Consider the following 15717-nt stretch of genomic DNA (forward strand, 5'->3'; position numbering starts at 1 on the left):
GCCGCCGCTGAATCGGCCGACTCGGCCGGCGTCGCTCAGTCGACCGGCTTGACCGTGGCCGCGTGGCGGCGGGCCAGGTCGTGGTAGACGGCGGCGTTGTGGTCGACGAACAGCTTGGCGACGCCTTCCAGCGGCACGATCTTCTTCGCCGGGCTGCCCATCGCGACCGACTCCGGCGGAATCACCGCCGCCGGCGTGACAGTCGACCCGGCCGCGACCAGACTGCGCTCGCCCACGACCGCGCCGTCGAGCACGATCGCGCCGTTCCCCACCAGCGCCTGCTCGCCGATCACACAGTCGTGCACCAGGCACTGGTGCCCGACGGTCGCGTTCGGCCCGATCTCACACCCGTTGCTGCCGACGTGGATGACGGTGTTGTCCTGGATGTTCGCCCCGGCCCGGATGGTGATCCGCCCCAGATCGGCTCGCACCACCGCGCCGTACCAGATCGACACCCCTTCCTCGACCACCACATCCCCGACCAACGTCGCCGTCGGAGCAATCCACGCATCCGGGTGCACCACAGGACTCTTACCTTCAAACGAGAACAAGGGCATGGCGGCACCCTAGCCCGGTCGAGTCCGCCGCAGCCGATCAGATATAAGACAGTCCGTGTCAAATATCCGCCTGGAGACTGACACCATGAACCCCGAACGAGCCTGGCTCGGCGTCGTGTCCGCGGAGCATGCGCGGATCGCCGTACAGCACAGCTTCATCCAGCTCAATCACGGCAAGCGGCCGAACGTCGCCCGCCTGCGCCGAGGCGACGGCTTCGTCATCTACTCCCCGACCAACCGCCTCGGCGACCGGACGCCACTCCGCGCGTTCACCGCGCTCGGCATCGTCGCCGACGCCGAGCCCTACCTGGCCGAGCCGATGTCGATGGGCGCCCGCGGCACCATCCGCCCGTGGCGACGCCAGGTCGACTTCCTGCCAGTCGAGCCGGCGCCGCTGCGCGAGCTGGATCTTCAGCTCACCCGGCAACCCAACTGGGGCTACCAGCTCCGGCGCGGCTTGGTCGAGCTGCCAGTTGAGGATTTCGAGCAGTTGCGTGCCGTCATGGCCGCTGGCGATAGCTCTCGAGGAACGTCGCGATTCGGGTGAGGGCGTCGTGGAGCTGGTCCTTGTGGGGGAGCGTGACGATGCGGATGTGGTCGGGTTCGGGCCAGTTGAAGCCAGTGCCTTGCACGATCATGATCTTCTCGGCCCGCAGCAGGTCGAGCACGAACTGCCGATCGTCGGTGATCCCGAACACCTTCGGATCCAGCCGCGGGAACACGTACAGCGCTCCCTTCGGCTTCACACAACTCACCCCGGGGATCTGGGTCAGCAGCTCGTACGCCGTGTCGCGCTGAGCCAGCAGTCGTCCGCCGGGCAGCACCAGATCCTTGATCGACTGCTTCCCGCCGAGCGCGGTCGCGACCGCATGCTGCGCAGGCATGTTGGCGCACAACCGCATGTTCGACAGGATCGTCAGGCCTTCGAGGTAGCTCGCCGCCTGGTGCTTCGGCCCGCTCACCGCCATCCACCCACACCTGTAGCCGGCCACCCGGTACGCCTTGGACAGCCCGTTGAAGGTCAGCGTCAGTACGTCGGGAGCCAGTGAAGCCACCGGCGTGTGTACGACGTCGTCGTACAGGATCTTGTCGTAGATCTCGTCGGCGTAGACCAGCAAGCCGTGCCGGCGCGCGATGTCGGTGAGCTGGACCAGGAGCTCGCGGTCGTAGACGGCGCCGGTCGGGTTGTTCGGGTTGATGATCACCAGCGCCTTGGTGCGGTCGGTGATCTTCTGCTCGATGTCAGCCGGATCGGGCATCCAGTCGGACTGCTCGTCGCAGCGGTAGTGCACCGGCGTACCTCCGGCAAGGGCGACCGCCGCGGTCCACAACGGGTAGTCAGGCGCCGGGATGAGGACCTCGTCGCCGTCCTCGAGCAGCGCCTGCACGGCCATCTGGATCAGCTCGGAGACACCGTTCCCGATGTACACGTCGTCGATGTCGAGGTGGATCCCCCACGGCTGGTAGTGCTGCACGATCGCCCGGCGCGCGGCCGGCAGCCCCTTCGCGTCGCCGTAACCGTGCGCGTCCGCGAGACTACGCACGATGTCCTCGAGGATCTCCGGCGGGCACTCGAACCCGAACGGCGCCGGGTTGCCGGTGTTCAGCTTGAGAATCCGGTGCCCGGCCGCCTCCAGCCGCTGTGCCTCCTCCAGGACCGGTCCGCGGATCTCGTAGCAGACGTTCGCGAGCTTGGAGGACTGGGTCAGCGGCGGCATGGACCGCACCTTAGCCGCGCGCCGAAATTCTTTCCGCCGACTGTGTCAAATCTCGCGCCCCCGATCCGACGAATCAGTGAGAGCACAGCGGATCACGACCTGGGAGTCACCATGAGTGAGCACCACAGCACCTTCAAGCGGCTGCTGGCGAACACCCTGATCGCCAACGTCACCACCACGTTCCTGTCCTTCGCGCTGGCGTTCTGGGTGTACCTGGTGACCGAGTCGGTGCTGGTCGCGTCGATCGTCTCCGGCAGCTCGATGCTGGCCGGCGCGGTCTTCGGCACGATCTTCGGCGCGATCGTCGACGCGCACCGCAAGAAGACCGTCATGGTGCTCTCCAGCTCGATCACCGGCGTCGCGTTCGCCGCCGCCGGCCTGGTCTACCTGGCCGTCCCGGTCACCGACTGGTCGAAGCCCTGGTTCTGGGTCTTCGCCGGGTTCGTGCTGGTCGGCAGCCTGGCGGGCGGGTTGCGGAGCATCGCGCTGTCGACGACCGTGACGCTGCTGGTCCCCGAGGATCGGCGTGACAAGGCCAACGGCATGGTCGGCACGGTCACCGGCGTCTCCCACCTGGTCACCAGCATCCTCAGCGGCCTGTCGGTCGGCTTCCTGGGGATGGGCGGCACGGTCGTGATCGCCGTCGTACTGACGGCCGTCGTACTGAGTCACCTGCTACTGGCGATCCGGATCGACGAGGCGCCGCCGGCCCGGCACAACCGCAAGCACCTGGACCTGCGCGGCTCGTGGCGGACGATGCGCGCCGTACCGGGGCTGGTCCCGCTGGTCCTGTTCAGCACCTTCAACAACCTGATCCTGGGTGTGTTCATGACGCTGATGGATCCGTACGGCCTGGAGCTGTTCTCCGTCGAGGCCTGGGGCATCGTGCTCGGCGTCACCAGCGTCGGCTTCATCGCCGGCGGCGCGTTCGTGGCCCGCTTCGGCCTGGGCCGCTCGCCGCTGCGGATCCTGCTGATCGCGAACGTCGCGATCGCCGTGGTCGGGATGACGATCTCGATCCGCGAGTGGCAGTCGCTGCTGGTGCTGGGGATGTTCGGCTTCATGCTGGTGATCCCGATCGCCGAGGCGGCCGAGCAGACCATCCTGCAGCGCGTCGTCCCGTTCGAGACCCAGGGCCGGATCTTCGGCTTCGCGCAGAGCATCGAGACGGCCTCGACCCCGGTTGCCGCCTTCGTGATCGGCCCGGTCGCCCAGTTCCTGCTGGTCCCGTACATGAACTCCACGCCGGGCCACTCGACCTTCGGCTGGCTGCTGGGCGACGGCCAAGCCCGCGGCCTGGCCCTCACCTTCGTCATCGGCAGCGCGATCATGCTGATCGTCGTCCTGCTGGCCTTCCTCACCAAGACGTACCGCCGCCTGACCGCCGAGTACGACGCCGCCGCCACCCCGACCGCCGACGTCACTCCCCTCCCCACCACCCCCGAACCCGAACTGGCCGCCGCCTGACGCATCGGCTCAGTCGAGGACGGCTGAGCGTAGGCGGGAGACGAGTTCTTGGAGGAGGTTGGGGCCGGTGCCGAAGTTGAGGCGGGCGAAGGCGGAGGCTGAGGGGTCGTAGTCGCGGCCCGGTGCGAGGGCGACTTGCGCGCGGTGGAGGAAGAAGTCGTGGGGCTCCTCGGGGAGATCAAGGTCGCGGCAGTCGAGCCAGGCGAGGTACGTCGCCTCCGGTGGGGTCCACGTGATGCCGTCGGGGAGGTTGTCGCGGAGGTAGGACCGGTTGTCGGCCAGTTGGCGCAGTACGGCGTCCAGCCAGTCGTCGCAGTCCGAAAACGCGACCTCGGCGGCCAGTACGCCGAGTAGGCCGGCCTGCTCGGCGGTGTACGGCAGCCGCCGTACGACGTCCTGTGCGCGGTCCGACGCAGTCACGACCTGCGCGGTCTTCAACGCAGCGAGGTTGAACGCCTTCGAGGCCGAGGTCAGCGAGATCCCGCGCTCGCGCGCCGCGTCGGACACCTCGAGCCACGGCACATGCGTCGCGCCCGGCAGGACCAGTGGCGCGTGGATCTCGTCCGCCAACACCCAGGCGTCGTACGACGCGCAGAGCTCGGCGATCTGCGCGAGCTCGTCCCGCGGCAGCACCCGCCCGGTCGGGTTGTGCGGGTTCGCGAGCACGAGCACCCGCAGACCGTCCCGCAACTCCGCCTCGAGTCGCGCGAGATCGAACCAGCCGTCCGTGCGCAGCGGGATCAGCACCGTCCGCAGACCGGCCTGCGGGAACTGCTGGATGAACGGCGGGTACGCCGCCGTCGCAAACCCGACCGAACCACCGGGCGCGAGCGCCAGGCAGAGCTCGATCAGCCCGGCCATCACGTCGGGCACCAAGCTGATCCGGTCCGAATCGACGGTCCAGCCGAGCCGCCGCTTCGCGAACCCGGTGAACGCGTCCTGCAGCGCCTGCGGGACCTCGAACGCGTAGCCGATGTCGCTGCGGTCGATCGCGTCGTGCAGCACCCGCGCGATCGGCTCGGCGAGGTCGAAGTCCATCTCCGCGACCGTCGCGGCGATCACGCCCGGCGCGTGGCCGGACCACTTCTCGCTCCGCCGCTTCTGCAGCTCCGCCAGGTCGGCAACGTTGAGCACAGTCATCGCAGTACCCAGGACGTCAGCTCGGGACGCGCTCGCCCGGTGCGGTGAAGGCGGCCAGGACCGTGGCGGTGATGTACTCCGCGGCCTTGTCGGGCGTGACGCGGCCGGTGTTGATCTCCTCGGCCGCGCCGTGCATGACGCTGTGCATGGTCCCGACCAGCCAGGTGGTCGGGAGGTCGGTCCGGAACACGCCCTCCTTCCGCCCCCGCTCGATCAGGCGCTCCACCCGAACCATCGGGTCGGCGTGCAGTTCGCGGACCCGGCCCGGCGGGAGCGCGTCCTGCGCGGCGATCAGGAGTGAGCGGAACCGGTCGACCAGGTGCCAGCTCGACTCGATCAGCCGGGCGAGCGCCGCGCGCGGGTCGCCGGACAGGTCGACCTGGCCGAGCGCGGCCTCGCCGCCCTCGATCGCGTGCACGAACACCGCGTCGACCAGGTCGGTCCGGGACGGGAAGTGGCCGTAGAGAGTGACCCGGCCGACGCCGGCCGCCTTGGCGATCTCGCTGGTGCTCGCGGACGGATCACGGCTGAGGCAGACGGTCGCGGCCTCGACGATCGCCGCGATGTTGCGCTGCGCGTCGGCCCGCTTGGTCGCCGTACTCGCTGCTTTCGCCGGCATCCGGCCTCCTCTTGTCGAACACCACTGTTCGAGTTATGGTAGCGCAATTAAGTCGAACAACAGTGTTCGAGATAATCGCAGAGACAAGGGAACGAACCATGACGGAACCCGAGATCACCGCGGTCGACCCGCGGCGGTGGCGGATGCTGGGACTGCTCGCGACAGCGCAGTTCATGCTGATCCTGGACGTGACCGTGGTGGCGATCGCGCTGCCGCACATCGGCACGGACCTGGGACTGGAGCGCGAGACCCTGACCTGGGTGGTCAGCGCCTACACGCTGATGTTCGGCGGCCTGATGCTGCTCGGCGGACGGGCGGCCGACCTGTTCGGCTCCCGCACGATCGTGCTGGCCGGTCTCGCGGTGTTCACCGCGGCCTCGCTGGCGACCGGCCTGGCGAACAGCGCCGAGTTGCTGATCGGCGGCCGGATCGCGCAGGGGATCGGCGCCGCGATGCTGTCCCCGGCCGCGCTGTCGACGGTGACCAAGACCTTCGACGGCGACGAGCGGAACAAGGCGCTCGGGATCTGGTCCGCCATCGGTGGCGGCGGCTCCGCGATCGGCGTGCTGCTCGGTGGCGTGCTGACCGCCGGCCCGGGCTGGCAGTGGGTGTTCTACGTGAACGTGCCGATCGGCGTGATCGTGTTCGCGATCCTGCTGCGGATGCTGCCCGCCGACCGTCCGGCCGAGCGCCAGGGCCGGCTCGACGTGCTGGGCGCGATCCTGGTCACGGCGGGCACGGGTACGGCGATCTACGCCTTGATCAACGCCGGTGACCGCGGCTGGCTGTCCGCCGCGACGCTCGGCACGCTGGCCGGCGCGGTCGTGCTGTACGCGCTGTTCGCCTGGCGGCAGAGGGTCGCGAGCTCGCCGCTGATGGACCTGCGGATCCTGACCCGCCGTCCGGTGGCGGCCGGCACGTTCCTGATCCTGGTCGCGACCGCGCTGATGATCGCGGTCTTCTTCCTCGGGTCGTTCTACCTGCAGCACTACGAGGGGTACGGCGCCCTGCGCACCGGACTGCTGTTCCTGCCGATCGCCGTGCTGACGATCATCGGCGCCCAGGTGGCCGGTCAGGTCATCGGCAAGGTCGGCGCCCGTCCGGTCGCGATGATCGGGCTCACCATCGCCGCGATCGGCATCGCTGTCCCCGCCATCTGGGAGGGTGCTGCCATGGTCGTGATCGGGACGAGCTTCGGCGCCGGCGGTATCGGCGCTGCCTTCGTCGCGGCCTCGACCACCACGTTCGCGCAGATCCACTACACCGAGGCCGGGCTGGCGTCCGGCATCCTGAGCACCTTCCACGAGTTCGGTGCGTCGCTCGGGGTGGCGGTCGTGTCGAGTATCGCGGCAGCCAGCCTCGCCGGGACCGTGACGACCGGGTTCGGCCGCGGATTCACCTTCGCCGCGATCACTGCGGCGGTAGCAGCCGTTCTCGCGCTGGTCGTCGTACCGGTCGCCAAGCCTTCGACAGGAGCAGCTCATGCCCACTGAGATCCGCCGCGCGGTGCCCGCCGACGCCGAGCTCGTCCGGACCATGCTGGTCGAGCTCGCCAGCTACCAGAACCAGGCGAAGGACGTGACCGCCGGCGTCGGGGACTGGCAGGGCTTCCTCGGCCGGGACGACGTGATCGTCCTGATCGCCGAGGTCGACGGGACGCCGGCCGGTTATGTGTCGTCCTTGCGCCGCCCGTACCTCTGGGTCGGTGGCGACATGCTCGCGCTGGACGACTTGTACGTCCGGGAGCAGTTCCGCGACGCCGGCGTCGGCCGCCAGTTGATGCTCGCACTGGCCAAGCACGCCCTGCCCGACCGGATGCCGATCAGCTGGGGCCTGCGCCTGGAGAACGAGGCCGGCTACCGCTTCTACGACCGTCTTGGCGCGAACCTCCGCACCAAGACGGCCGCCGGGTGGTCCCCCGAGGTTTACGAGAAGCTACTCGCGGACCAATGAGAAGTCGTCGAACCAGGCTTGGGCGCTGCCACCTGGAGATTCTTCGCTAGGGGTGTCGATTTCGGCAGGGGTCGATCGACGCACGGGTGAAGGACCACCTCAGACCACCTGGAAGGACCCCTGCGATGACCACCAACGAGTTGACGGTTCCGGCCACCCGTCGTGTCTCCACCCGTGCCCTGCTGACCGGCGGGATCGTGGCGGGTCCGCTGTACGTCGCCGTCTGGCTGGGTCAGGCGTTCACCCGCGAGGGGTTCGACCCGACCCGGCACCCGGCCAGCCTGCTGGCCAACGGCGGTCCGGGCTGGATCCAGACCGCGAACTTCGTCGTCTGCGGCCTGCTGTCGCTCGGCGCCGCGATCGGGCTTCGCCGTACCCTCACCGGCCGCGGCAGCACGTGGGCACCCCGACTGCTCGGCGCGTACGGCGTCGGCCTGCTGCTGGCGGCGATCTTCCCGGCCGACCCCGCGGCCGGCTTCCCGGCGGGCACCCCGGCCGACTACGCCGAGATCAGCACCCGCGGCATGGGACACTTCGTCGCGGGCACCATCGGCTTCACCGGCCTGATCGCCGCCTGCCTGGTGGTCGCCGCGCACTACCGCAGCATCGGCCGCACAGCCTTCAGCCGCTACTCCGCCGCCACCGGCATCCTGTTCTTCGGCGCCTTCGCCGGCCTCTCCGCCGGCGCCGGCTCCCGCCCCACCATCGTTGCCTTCGGCATCGCCATCATCCTCGGCTGGACCTGGATCGCCAGGCTCTGCTACGACCAGCGGCTCAACGGCTGAGCCGGATGGTCACCATCCTGGTCTCGACGCCGCTGTCGACGAGGTTGCCGGCGGCGTCGAAGGCGGCCGGGCCGTCGGTCATGCCGAAGTCGTTGTCGTTGATGACAGCCAGGGTGTGCGGGGTGACCAACGCGACGCCCTCGATCTTCTTCGGCACGCCGGGGATCGTGTTGAGGTCGAGGAACAGCTTCTTCGGCAGCACCGGCGGGTTCGCCGAGGCTTCCAGCGAGGGTGTCGTGGCCGCGTCGTCCCAGCGGCTGCCGAGGATGTCGTAGCGGGACTTGAGGACGACAGTCTGCAGCCGGGCCGCGTTGTCGGTGCGCTCCTGGACCAACAGGGTTTCGGGGCCTGCGGCAACGACCGAGGAGATCTTCAGCTCCGTGGTGTCGTCCTCACCGGGGTCGACCACCCCGACCGGGTCGAACTGGTACCCGTACTCCGCCGTGACCTTCCCGCGGCGCGGCGAGAAGCGCAGCAGGCGCGTGGTCCGGGAAGCCTCGCCGACCGCCTTGGTCGGGTTGAGCAGCGGGCTCTGCAACGCCAGCACCAGATCACCGACGGGCAGTTGCGCGAGACCCTCGAAGCCGCGATTGCCCTTGCGGGTCAGGAAGATCGACGGCAGCGCCTCGATCACCGGGTAGTCGGCGCCGGTCAGCGACAGGCCCTTCGGCACGTACCGGGCGAGCACTATGCCGCGCGCCGACACGTGTACGAGCGACGGGCTGTACTCGTCGACCAGCCAGAACGTCCCGTCGTGCGCCCGGACGATGCCCTCGGTGTCCAGCCCGTTCGGGTTCAGGTCCAGCCGGGTGGACGCGTCGTACGTGTAAGGGATCTCGTCGCGACTCACCTGGTTGGACAGGCCGGTCACGGGCGCGCCGTGGCGGGTGGTGATCGGGATCGCGGTCAGCACCTGCAGCTTGCTGCCGGAGACCTTCACCTTGACGATCGCCGGGTCGAAGCCGGGCACCGGGAAGGTACGGCGGTTGACGCCGTCGATCTTGATCTGGCCGTTCGGGCCGCGGTCGGTGACGGTCCAGAACTCACCCGGCCGCCCGGCGGGGAACAGGTCGCTGCCGATCCCGCCGAGGTCGACGCTCCGGTCGTTCGCGACACTGCCCGGCAGCAACGTGTTGGAGAACGCCGCCAGCGGGATGTCCGGCAGCGTCGCCGTACCGACGACCTGCGCTTCCGGGCTCGCAGCCTGGGCGCCACCCGCCACCAAAGCCGTCGCGACCACAGCCGCCGCGCCCACCACAACCAACCGTCGCATCATGGGTCCCTCCCTGGAACGTCACCGCGACATTCCTCGCCGCAGGTGAACACCTGCTGGCCCCGGACCGAACACCACCCCAACGACGGGTCGTGATGTGGTTTACGGCAGGACCCACTTCTGGTTGAGGGAGGAGTGGCAGGTGTAGAGGATCAGGCGGGTGCCGTTGGCGCTGGAGCCGCCGGTGGCGTCGAGGCATTGGGCGGCGCGGACGTTGATGAGCGTGCCGTTCGGGCGTGGCAGCCACTTCTGGCCTGCGCTGCCGTCGCAGGTCCACAGGACAGCCGGTGTGCGAAGCGCCGTACCGCGGGCGTCCAGGCACTTGCCCAGCGCCCTGATGGTGCCGTCCTCGAACTGGGTCCACTGCTGGTTCGCGTTGCTGTGGCAGGTGTACAGCACCGTCGGCGTCCCGTCGGCCGAGTTGGCCTGGTAGACGTCGACGCACTTCCCGCCGATCCCGCTGATCGGGCCGGCGTTCTGGAACACCCCGAACTCCCACAGCGAGTAGTAGCTCCCCGCGACACCCCGGGCCGTCGCGTTGATCCGCACGTACCTGGCGTAATTGGGGGTGAACGTCAGGCTGTCGGTGCCGCCGTCCCCGGCCGTGGTCGAGTAGACGGTCTTCCACGTCCGCCCACTCCCGGACACCTGGATCTGGTACGACTTCGCCCACGCCGACCCCAGCCAGCTGAGCAGCACGCGGTCGACCAGCTTCACCGAGCCGAGGTCGACCCGCAGCCACTGCGGATCGCTCCGCGCACTCGACCACGCCGTCGTCATCGACCCGTCGACCGCCTTCGGTCCTTCACGTCCCGCGGTGTAGACGCTGGAGACGGCCACCGGTCGGTTGAGCGCCAGGTTCCGCTTCGCGACGTACGTCGCCGTGTACGTCGTCGGCGTGGCCGGCGCGGTGAAGTTGTGGTTCCGCGCGCCGCCATCGGACCAGGACGCGAACCGGTAGAGCTTGCCGGCCGACGGCTGCAGCAGGTCGGCGGACAGCGATCCGTTCGACCCGACGATCGCCGTACTGGTCGTCGGCGTGCCCACCGTCTTCGAGAAGTACGTGACCTTCATGCCGGCCGGCTGGGTCGCGAAGGTGAGGCCGACGGTCTGCGGATCCAGCCGCACACTCTTCACGCTGGTCAGCCCGCCGGCGTCCCGGGCGGTGAGCTTGAGCTCCAGGTACGACGGATACTCGTGATCGGGTGCCGTGAACGTGCCGCTGCTCCCGGTCATCGTGGTGATCTGGTGCGCGTGGCAGTCACTCGGGCAGTGGTTCATGATCAGCGCCCAGGTGAGCGCCGACCCGGGCAATGTGCCCTGCTCGGCGTCGGTCGCCGTGCCGGCGAAGCTGATCGTGTCGCCGACCTTCCACTTCGTCGATGGGGTCGGTGCGGTGATGGTCGCGGTCGGCGGGCCGTTGGCCACGTCGATCTCGGTCGTCGCGGTGCCGATGCCGCCCTGGGCGTCACTCACCCGCAGTCTGGCAGTCACAGTGCGACTGCCCGTGTACGTGTACTGCACGGTCGCTGCGGTCGAGTCGTCGTACTGGCCGTCACCGTCGAGGTCCCACGCGTAGCTGAGCGCGTCGCCGTCGGCGTCGTTCGAGGCGGTGCCGTCGAAGGTGACCGTGAGTGGGCTCGGGCCGGAGGTCGGGTCCGCGTTGATGATCGCGGTCGGCGGGTTGTTGGTGCCGTTGTAGACGTAGCGGATGATCCGGCCGTTGTCGTAGTCGACGGCGAAGATGTCGCCGCCCGGCCCGGTCTGCAGCCTGGTGGTGCCGTAGCCCGAGGCGAACGTGACGGTCTCGTCCGGGTCGGGCAAGCCGTCGGCGCCGGGCAGCATCGCCCAGACGCACTTTCGGCTGTAGTCGGCGAAGAAGAGCGCGCCGTCGTACTCCGGTGGGTAGTTTCCGTCCTCGTAGAAGGACATCCCGGTGAGCGACGAACTGCCGGTGCCACAGCTCTCACCGGCCACGACCTTCTGGGAGTGGTGGTAGGCGTAGTACGGCGCTGCCACCGCCGACGAACCGGCGGCGTACAGGTTCTCGCAGATGCTCAGGTCGTTCGCGTCGTACCCGCTCTGCTTGGCCGAGCCCTCGTAGCAGGGCCAGCCGAAGTTGGTCACGCCCGCGGTCGGACTCACGATCCGGTTGATCTCCTCCCACGCACTCCAGCCGACGTCGCCGACCCAGAGCTCGCTGGTGCCGGGGCGGAAGTCGAACCGCATCGGGTTGCGCAGACCGTGCGCGACGATCCGGCGCGCGTTCAGGTCCGGGCTGCTCAGCATCGGGTTGCCGGGCGCGGCCAGGCCGGTGTCGGGGTTGATCCGGATGATCGATCCGTCGAGCGTGGCAGGGTCGCCGCTGGTGCGCATGTCCTGGGCCCGCAACGCACCACCCTCGGCCGTCGGCGGGGTCAGCGCGGTGCCGGTCGGTGACGGCGGGTCGCCACACGGGTTGTCGGGCGTGATGTCGGAGGACTGGAGGGAGTCCTGGCCGTAGTCGGCGTAGTTGAAGTTCGCGCCGTCGCCGCCGCCCGCGTAGAGCATGCCGTCCGGACCGAACTCGATCGACCCGATCGAGTGGCTCGGGAACACCTGGCACCAGTCCTCGATCAGCACCTGCTCGGCGACGGCCGTGCCGTTCGGCGTCAGCACGGACAACCGGGCGCTGGCTTGGCAGCCGTCACCGGTCGGGCCGGGCGGCGACGGGCACGGGTCGTTGGTTCCGCCAACAGTTCCCCACTTCGGGGCGGTGCCGCCGATCAGCCCGTCGTACGTGTAGAGGACGTAGACGCGCGGGTCGGCGGGGAAGTCAGGGTGCAGGGCCAGGCCGAGGAGGCCGCGATCCCAGTAGTTGTAGACCTTCGTGCGCAGATCGGCGAACACGCTCGGGGTGCTGTCGTCGAGCGAGTCGAAGACCTTGACCAGTCCGCTCTTCTCGGCGACGAAGACCCGGCCGTCCGCGGAGAACGCGACGTTCGTCGGGTCCGTCAGCCCGCCGAACACGACCTGCTCACTGAAACCGGTCGGCACGACTGCAGCGCGTGCCGGCTCGATCGTCGTCACCGGCGCCAGCAGCAGCACGCACACTGCGGCCAGCATTCTTCTGGCGGAAAACATGATGGAGCCCCCAGGCCAAGATAGTCCTCACCCGCCCGGCCCCATCCCCCACAGGTGAGCGCGCGGACTGGCCGACAGCATGCGGCACGATCCAGCCGCGGAGCAAGACCCCGTTTGAAACGGTTACCGGGAAGAGTTCTGAGCGGATCGACTGTGTTCGAATGTGTACGGACCGTTGAAGTCACGAGGTCGGCGCAGCAGATTGAGGCGCACGTTTTCGCCTGGTGAGGAGACAGTCACGATGTTCCGAACAGCCGTTGCAGCCTTGGCGATCCTGCTGGTCCCGGTCGCCGGTGCCGCCCCCGCCGCAGCGTCCGAGAAGTACGAGTCCTTCCGCCCGGGACAGCCGTGGCTCGACACCAACGGGCAGGTCGTCCAGGCCCACGGCGGTCAGGTCGTGCCGGCGACCGACAACCGGGGACAGCGGATCTACTACTGGTACGGCGAGGACCGCAGCGAGGGGTACTTCGACAGCCCCGGCGTGCACGTCTACTCGTCGTACGACCTCTACAACTGGAAGGACGAGGGTCTCGCGCTGCGTGCGCTGAGCTCGGTCGACCAGTTCGAGAACGACAAGTACTTCGCGAAGCTCTACAAGGGATACACGGCCGCGCAGAAGGAGATCGTGTGGCGTGACCTGTCGACCAACAGCGTCCGCGAGGACGGCTGGGCGCGGCCGTCGATCCTCGAGCGGCCCAAGGTGATCTACAACGAGGCCACCGGCAAGTGGGTGATGTGGGTGCACTCCGACGGGCCGTCGTCGCCGACGAGCACCTCGACGTATGCCCGGGCCGAGGCCGGTGTCGCGATCGCGGACTCGCCGGTCGGCCCGTTCCGCTGGATCGACTCCTACCGGCTGAACCGGGTTCCGAGCGACTCGGTGCCGTGGTGCGGCACCTCGTCCGCGTTCGACCCGGCCGGCGGGATGGCCCGGGACATGAACCTGTTCGTGGACGATGACGGCACCGGCTACATCATCTACTCGTCCGAGGAGAACCGGACGATGTACATCTCCAGGCTGAACAAGTCCTACACCTACCTGTCCGCCGCGCCGGAGAACGCCGTACAGGGCAAGGACTTCGTCCGGACGCTGCCGTGCAACCAGCGCGAGGCGCCCGCGATGTTCAAGTCCGAGGGGACCTACTACCTGGTGACGTCGGGCGCGACCGGCTGGGACCCGAACCCGGCGCGGTACGCGACCTCGCAGAACATCCTCGGCCAGTTCACCGATCGCGGGAACCCGGTGCCGGGCGCCGGGGCGGCGAACACGTACCGGTCGCAGAGCACCAACGTGATCCCGGTCGACCGCAAGCACAACAAGTTCGTCTTCATGGGTGACCGGTGGACACCGAGTGACCTTGCGAACGCGCCGTACGTGTGGATGCCGATGAGCTTCGGCGAGGGCGGTGCGCTGACGATCGGCCCGGACCAGGAGTGGACGCTCAAGGATCTGCAGCCCTACACACGTTGGACTGTCACGTCGGCCATCCCGGACCACGTGTGGCTCAACGACACCAGCACGCTGCCCAGCACCGTCACAGTGACCACGGCTCGCGGCTCGTCGCAGGTCGGCGTCACCTGGGACGCGGCCTCGATCGCGCAGCCCGGTCCGGCGCAACTGAAGGGGACACTTGCCGATGGGCGGACCTTCACCCGGTCCGTGGTCGTCGTCCCGCGCGGTCTGCGGTACGCCGTGAACGCCGGCGGCACCGCCACGCCGGACTGGACCCGTCTGGCCGAGGTCGCCTCGCCGTTGCTGAACTCCGCTCCCGAGCAACCGCTGGGGACGGACCCAGCTACTGGGACTACCTGGGGATACACCGGTTCCAGCGCGCCTTCCGGCACCGGTGATCTCTACACGACACTGCGTTACGCCAAGAATCACGAGCCGCTCGTCTACACCTTCGGCGGTCTGGAACCCGGCAGCTACACAGTCCACGCCGGCTACTACGACCCCTGGCCGTGGGCGAATCGCGCCGCCTCGGTCTCGGTCAACGGCACGGTCGTCGACACCGAGCGCCTGTTCACGGCGACGCCGACGGCAGCGTCGTACGCCGGTGAAGTGGGCGCCGATGGGAAGCTCACCGTCACCATCGCCCCGACCCGCGCCCCCGACATCCAGGTCAGCTGGCTGATGGTCGCGAAGAACTGAGTGGTGGGTTCCCCGGGACGCTCCCCGAGCGGGCGACCTGCGCCTGGACGGTAACCCGACGACCCGGGGAACCCAGCCACAGATCCCATCACACGATCGGGTCATGCAACGAACGGGGTCCGTCTGACGTCCTCGGAGTATGAAGATCCTGGGGCTGGTGCTGCTGGCAGGGATGGCATTGACCGCCTGCGGTAACGAGGTGGGGGCAGCCGGTGACACCACCGGCTCACCGGTTGGTACGTCGTACCTGTCGGTGCGGGTCACCGAGGACGGCAAGGACAAGCAGCTCGTTCGCGGGACACGACTCCGACTCGACTTCACGAGGGACGGCACGCTGGGCTTCCATGCCGGGTGTAACCAGATGGGCGGCGAGGCCTCGCTCAACGGCGGCACGCTGGCGATGACGGCGTACGGCGGGACCGAGATGAGCTGCGGTGCGGCCGTGGACGCTCAGGAGAAATGGTTTGGGGAGCTGCTGTCGGAGGGCCCCACCTGGAAGGTCGAGGGCGACCGCCTCACCATCACCCGGGGGAGCACGACGATCGTGCTGCAGGACCGGGAGGTCGTCGAACCCGACGTTCCGCTCGCCGGGACGATCTGGAACGTCGACGGCCTGGTGACGAAGGAGATCGTCGACCACTACTACAGCGTGCCGCCGGCCACCCTCACCATCGTCGGCGGCAAGGTCAGTGGGACGACCAGCTGTAACCAGTTCCACGGCACGGTCACGCAGAGCGGCACCACGTTGACCTTCGGGGACTTGATCGTCACCAACGAGGGCTGTTCGGGCGAGGCGCTTCGGCTGCAGGACGCCGTACTGGCCAGGCTGAAGGGCAAACTCACCTACACCATCGACCACGACCGCATGGAACTTCGGCGGGCCGACGGCACGGTCGGGCTCGATCTGGTCGCCGGCAAGTGACAATGACC

General features: G+C 68.7%; 13 protein-coding genes. 7 read left to right on the top strand and 6 right to left on the bottom strand.

Features of this window, described 5'->3' with window-relative positions; translation table 11 throughout:
• Positions 1-35 precede the first annotated feature (35 nt).
• Positions 36-557, bottom strand: a complete 522-nt coding sequence (locus tag ACIBGM_RS16460) for a gamma carbonic anhydrase family protein (RefSeq protein ID WP_360516565.1) — start codon at positions 555-557, stop codon at positions 36-38.
• A gap of 85 nt (positions 558-642) precedes the next feature.
• On the opposite strand from ACIBGM_RS16460, the gene ACIBGM_RS16465 reads away from it, so the two are divergent.
• On the top strand, positions 643-1104 hold the full coding sequence (locus ACIBGM_RS16465; RefSeq protein WP_396386015.1) for an EVE domain-containing protein: 462 nt from the start codon (positions 643-645) through the stop codon (positions 1102-1104).
• Here ACIBGM_RS16465 and ACIBGM_RS16470 read toward each other — a convergent pair.
• On the bottom strand, positions 1058-2275 hold the full coding sequence (locus ACIBGM_RS16470; RefSeq protein WP_360516571.1) for a pyridoxal phosphate-dependent aminotransferase: 1218 nt from the start codon (positions 2273-2275) through the stop codon (positions 1058-1060). The genes ACIBGM_RS16465 and ACIBGM_RS16470 overlap by 47 nt on opposite strands.
• Before the next feature lie 111 nt (positions 2276-2386).
• Here ACIBGM_RS16470 and ACIBGM_RS16475 point away from each other — a divergent pair, with 111 nt between their 5' ends.
• Positions 2387-3742, top strand: a complete 1356-nt coding sequence (locus tag ACIBGM_RS16475; RefSeq protein ID WP_360516574.1) for an MFS transporter — start codon at positions 2387-2389, stop codon at positions 3740-3742.
• A gap of 9 nt (positions 3743-3751) precedes the next feature.
• On the opposite strand, the gene ACIBGM_RS16480 is transcribed toward ACIBGM_RS16475, so the two are convergent.
• Entirely contained in the window at positions 3752-4882 is a 1131-nt protein-coding gene (locus ACIBGM_RS16480; protein ID WP_360516577.1) for an aminotransferase class I/II-fold pyridoxal phosphate-dependent enzyme, read from the bottom strand.
• A 16-nt stretch (positions 4883-4898) separates the two neighbouring features.
• Complete coding sequence (locus tag ACIBGM_RS16485; RefSeq protein ID WP_360516580.1) at positions 4899-5501, bottom strand: TetR/AcrR family transcriptional regulator; 603 nt, start codon at positions 5499-5501, stop codon at positions 4899-4901.
• A gap of 98 nt (positions 5502-5599) precedes the next feature.
• Between ACIBGM_RS16485 and ACIBGM_RS16490 the strand changes: the two genes are divergently transcribed.
• The 3 genes from ACIBGM_RS16490 (at position 5600) to ACIBGM_RS16500 (ending at position 8239) form a co-directional block, all read left to right on the top strand.
• Positions 5600-6994: an MFS transporter gene (locus ACIBGM_RS16490; RefSeq protein ID WP_360516583.1), complete on the top strand. Its 1395-nt coding sequence runs from the start codon at positions 5600-5602 to the stop codon at positions 6992-6994.
• Positions 6984-7454, top strand: coding sequence for a GNAT family N-acetyltransferase (locus tag ACIBGM_RS16495; protein WP_360516585.1), 471 nt, complete (start codon positions 6984-6986; stop codon positions 7452-7454). The genes ACIBGM_RS16490 and ACIBGM_RS16495 overlap by 11 nt, the downstream gene beginning before the upstream one ends.
• Positions 7455-7579: 125 nt before the next feature.
• Positions 7580-8239 (top strand): DUF998 domain-containing protein, encoded by a 660-nt coding sequence (locus tag ACIBGM_RS16500; protein WP_396386018.1) that lies wholly within the window; start codon positions 7580-7582, stop codon positions 8237-8239.
• On the opposite strand, the gene ACIBGM_RS16505 is transcribed toward ACIBGM_RS16500, so the two are convergent.
• Positions 8229-9515 carry an esterase-like activity of phytase family protein gene (locus ACIBGM_RS16505; protein ID WP_396386020.1) on the bottom strand — a complete coding sequence of 429 codons (1287 nt, stop codon included), beginning with the start codon at positions 9513-9515 and terminating at the stop codon, positions 8229-8231. The genes ACIBGM_RS16500 and ACIBGM_RS16505 overlap by 11 nt on opposite strands.
• 99 nt (positions 9516-9614) lie before the next feature.
• Positions 9615-12617 carry a PQQ-dependent sugar dehydrogenase gene (locus ACIBGM_RS16510; protein ID WP_396386022.1) on the bottom strand — a complete coding sequence of 1001 codons (3003 nt, stop codon included), beginning with the start codon at positions 12615-12617 and terminating at the stop codon, positions 9615-9617.
• A 259-nt stretch (positions 12618-12876) separates the two neighbouring features.
• Between ACIBGM_RS16510 and ACIBGM_RS16515 the strand changes: the two genes are divergently transcribed.
• On the top strand, positions 12877-14787 hold the full coding sequence (locus ACIBGM_RS16515; RefSeq protein ID WP_360516596.1) for a family 43 glycosylhydrolase: 1911 nt from the start codon (positions 12877-12879) through the stop codon (positions 14785-14787).
• A 139-nt stretch (positions 14788-14926) separates the two neighbouring features.
• A complete protein-coding gene (locus ACIBGM_RS16520; RefSeq protein WP_360516599.1) occupies positions 14927-15709 on the top strand; it encodes an META domain-containing protein in 783 nt (260 codons plus the stop codon).
• The last annotated feature ends 8 nt before the right edge of the window (positions 15710-15717 follow it).

Origin of the sequence: Kribbella sp. NPDC050470 (assembly GCF_044458365.1) — a bacterium.
GTDB lineage: Bacteria > Actinomycetota > Actinomycetes > Propionibacteriales > Kribbellaceae > Kribbella.

What these genes read in the sequence shown, in the direction of transcription:
- ACIBGM_RS16460 (WP_360516565.1), bottom strand. Translation starts at nt 557, where the DNA reads ATGCCCTTGTTCTCGTTTGAAGGTAAGAGTCCTGTGGTGCACCCGGAT.
- ACIBGM_RS16465 (WP_396386015.1), top strand. Translation starts at nt 643, where the DNA reads ATGAACCCCGAACGAGCCTGGCTCGGCGTCGTGTCCGCGGAGCATGCG.
- ACIBGM_RS16470 (WP_360516571.1), bottom strand. Translation starts at nt 2,275, where the DNA reads ATGCCGCCGCTGACCCAGTCCTCCAAGCTCGCGAACGTCTGCTACGAG.
- ACIBGM_RS16475 (WP_360516574.1), top strand. Translation starts at nt 2,387, where the DNA reads ATGAGTGAGCACCACAGCACCTTCAAGCGGCTGCTGGCGAACACCCTG.
- ACIBGM_RS16480 (WP_360516577.1), bottom strand. Translation starts at nt 4,882, where the DNA reads ATGACTGTGCTCAACGTTGCCGACCTGGCGGAGCTGCAGAAGCGGCGG.
- ACIBGM_RS16485 (WP_360516580.1), bottom strand. Translation starts at nt 5,501, where the DNA reads ATGCCGGCGAAAGCAGCGAGTACGGCGACCAAGCGGGCCGACGCGCAG.
- ACIBGM_RS16490 (WP_360516583.1), top strand. Translation starts at nt 5,600, where the DNA reads ATGACGGAACCCGAGATCACCGCGGTCGACCCGCGGCGGTGGCGGATG.
- ACIBGM_RS16495 (WP_360516585.1), top strand. Translation starts at nt 6,984, where the DNA reads ATGCCCACTGAGATCCGCCGCGCGGTGCCCGCCGACGCCGAGCTCGTC.
- ACIBGM_RS16500 (WP_396386018.1), top strand. Translation starts at nt 7,580, where the DNA reads ATGACCACCAACGAGTTGACGGTTCCGGCCACCCGTCGTGTCTCCACC.
- ACIBGM_RS16505 (WP_396386020.1), bottom strand. Translation starts at nt 9,515, where the DNA reads ATGATGCGACGGTTGGTTGTGGTGGGCGCGGCGGCTGTGGTCGCGACG.
- ACIBGM_RS16510 (WP_396386022.1), bottom strand. Translation starts at nt 12,617, where the DNA reads ATGCTGGCCGCAGTGTGCGTGCTGCTGCTGGCGCCGGTGACGACGATC.
- ACIBGM_RS16515 (WP_360516596.1), top strand. Translation starts at nt 12,877, where the DNA reads ATGTTCCGAACAGCCGTTGCAGCCTTGGCGATCCTGCTGGTCCCGGTC.
- ACIBGM_RS16520 (WP_360516599.1), top strand. Translation starts at nt 14,927, where the DNA reads ATGAAGATCCTGGGGCTGGTGCTGCTGGCAGGGATGGCATTGACCGCC.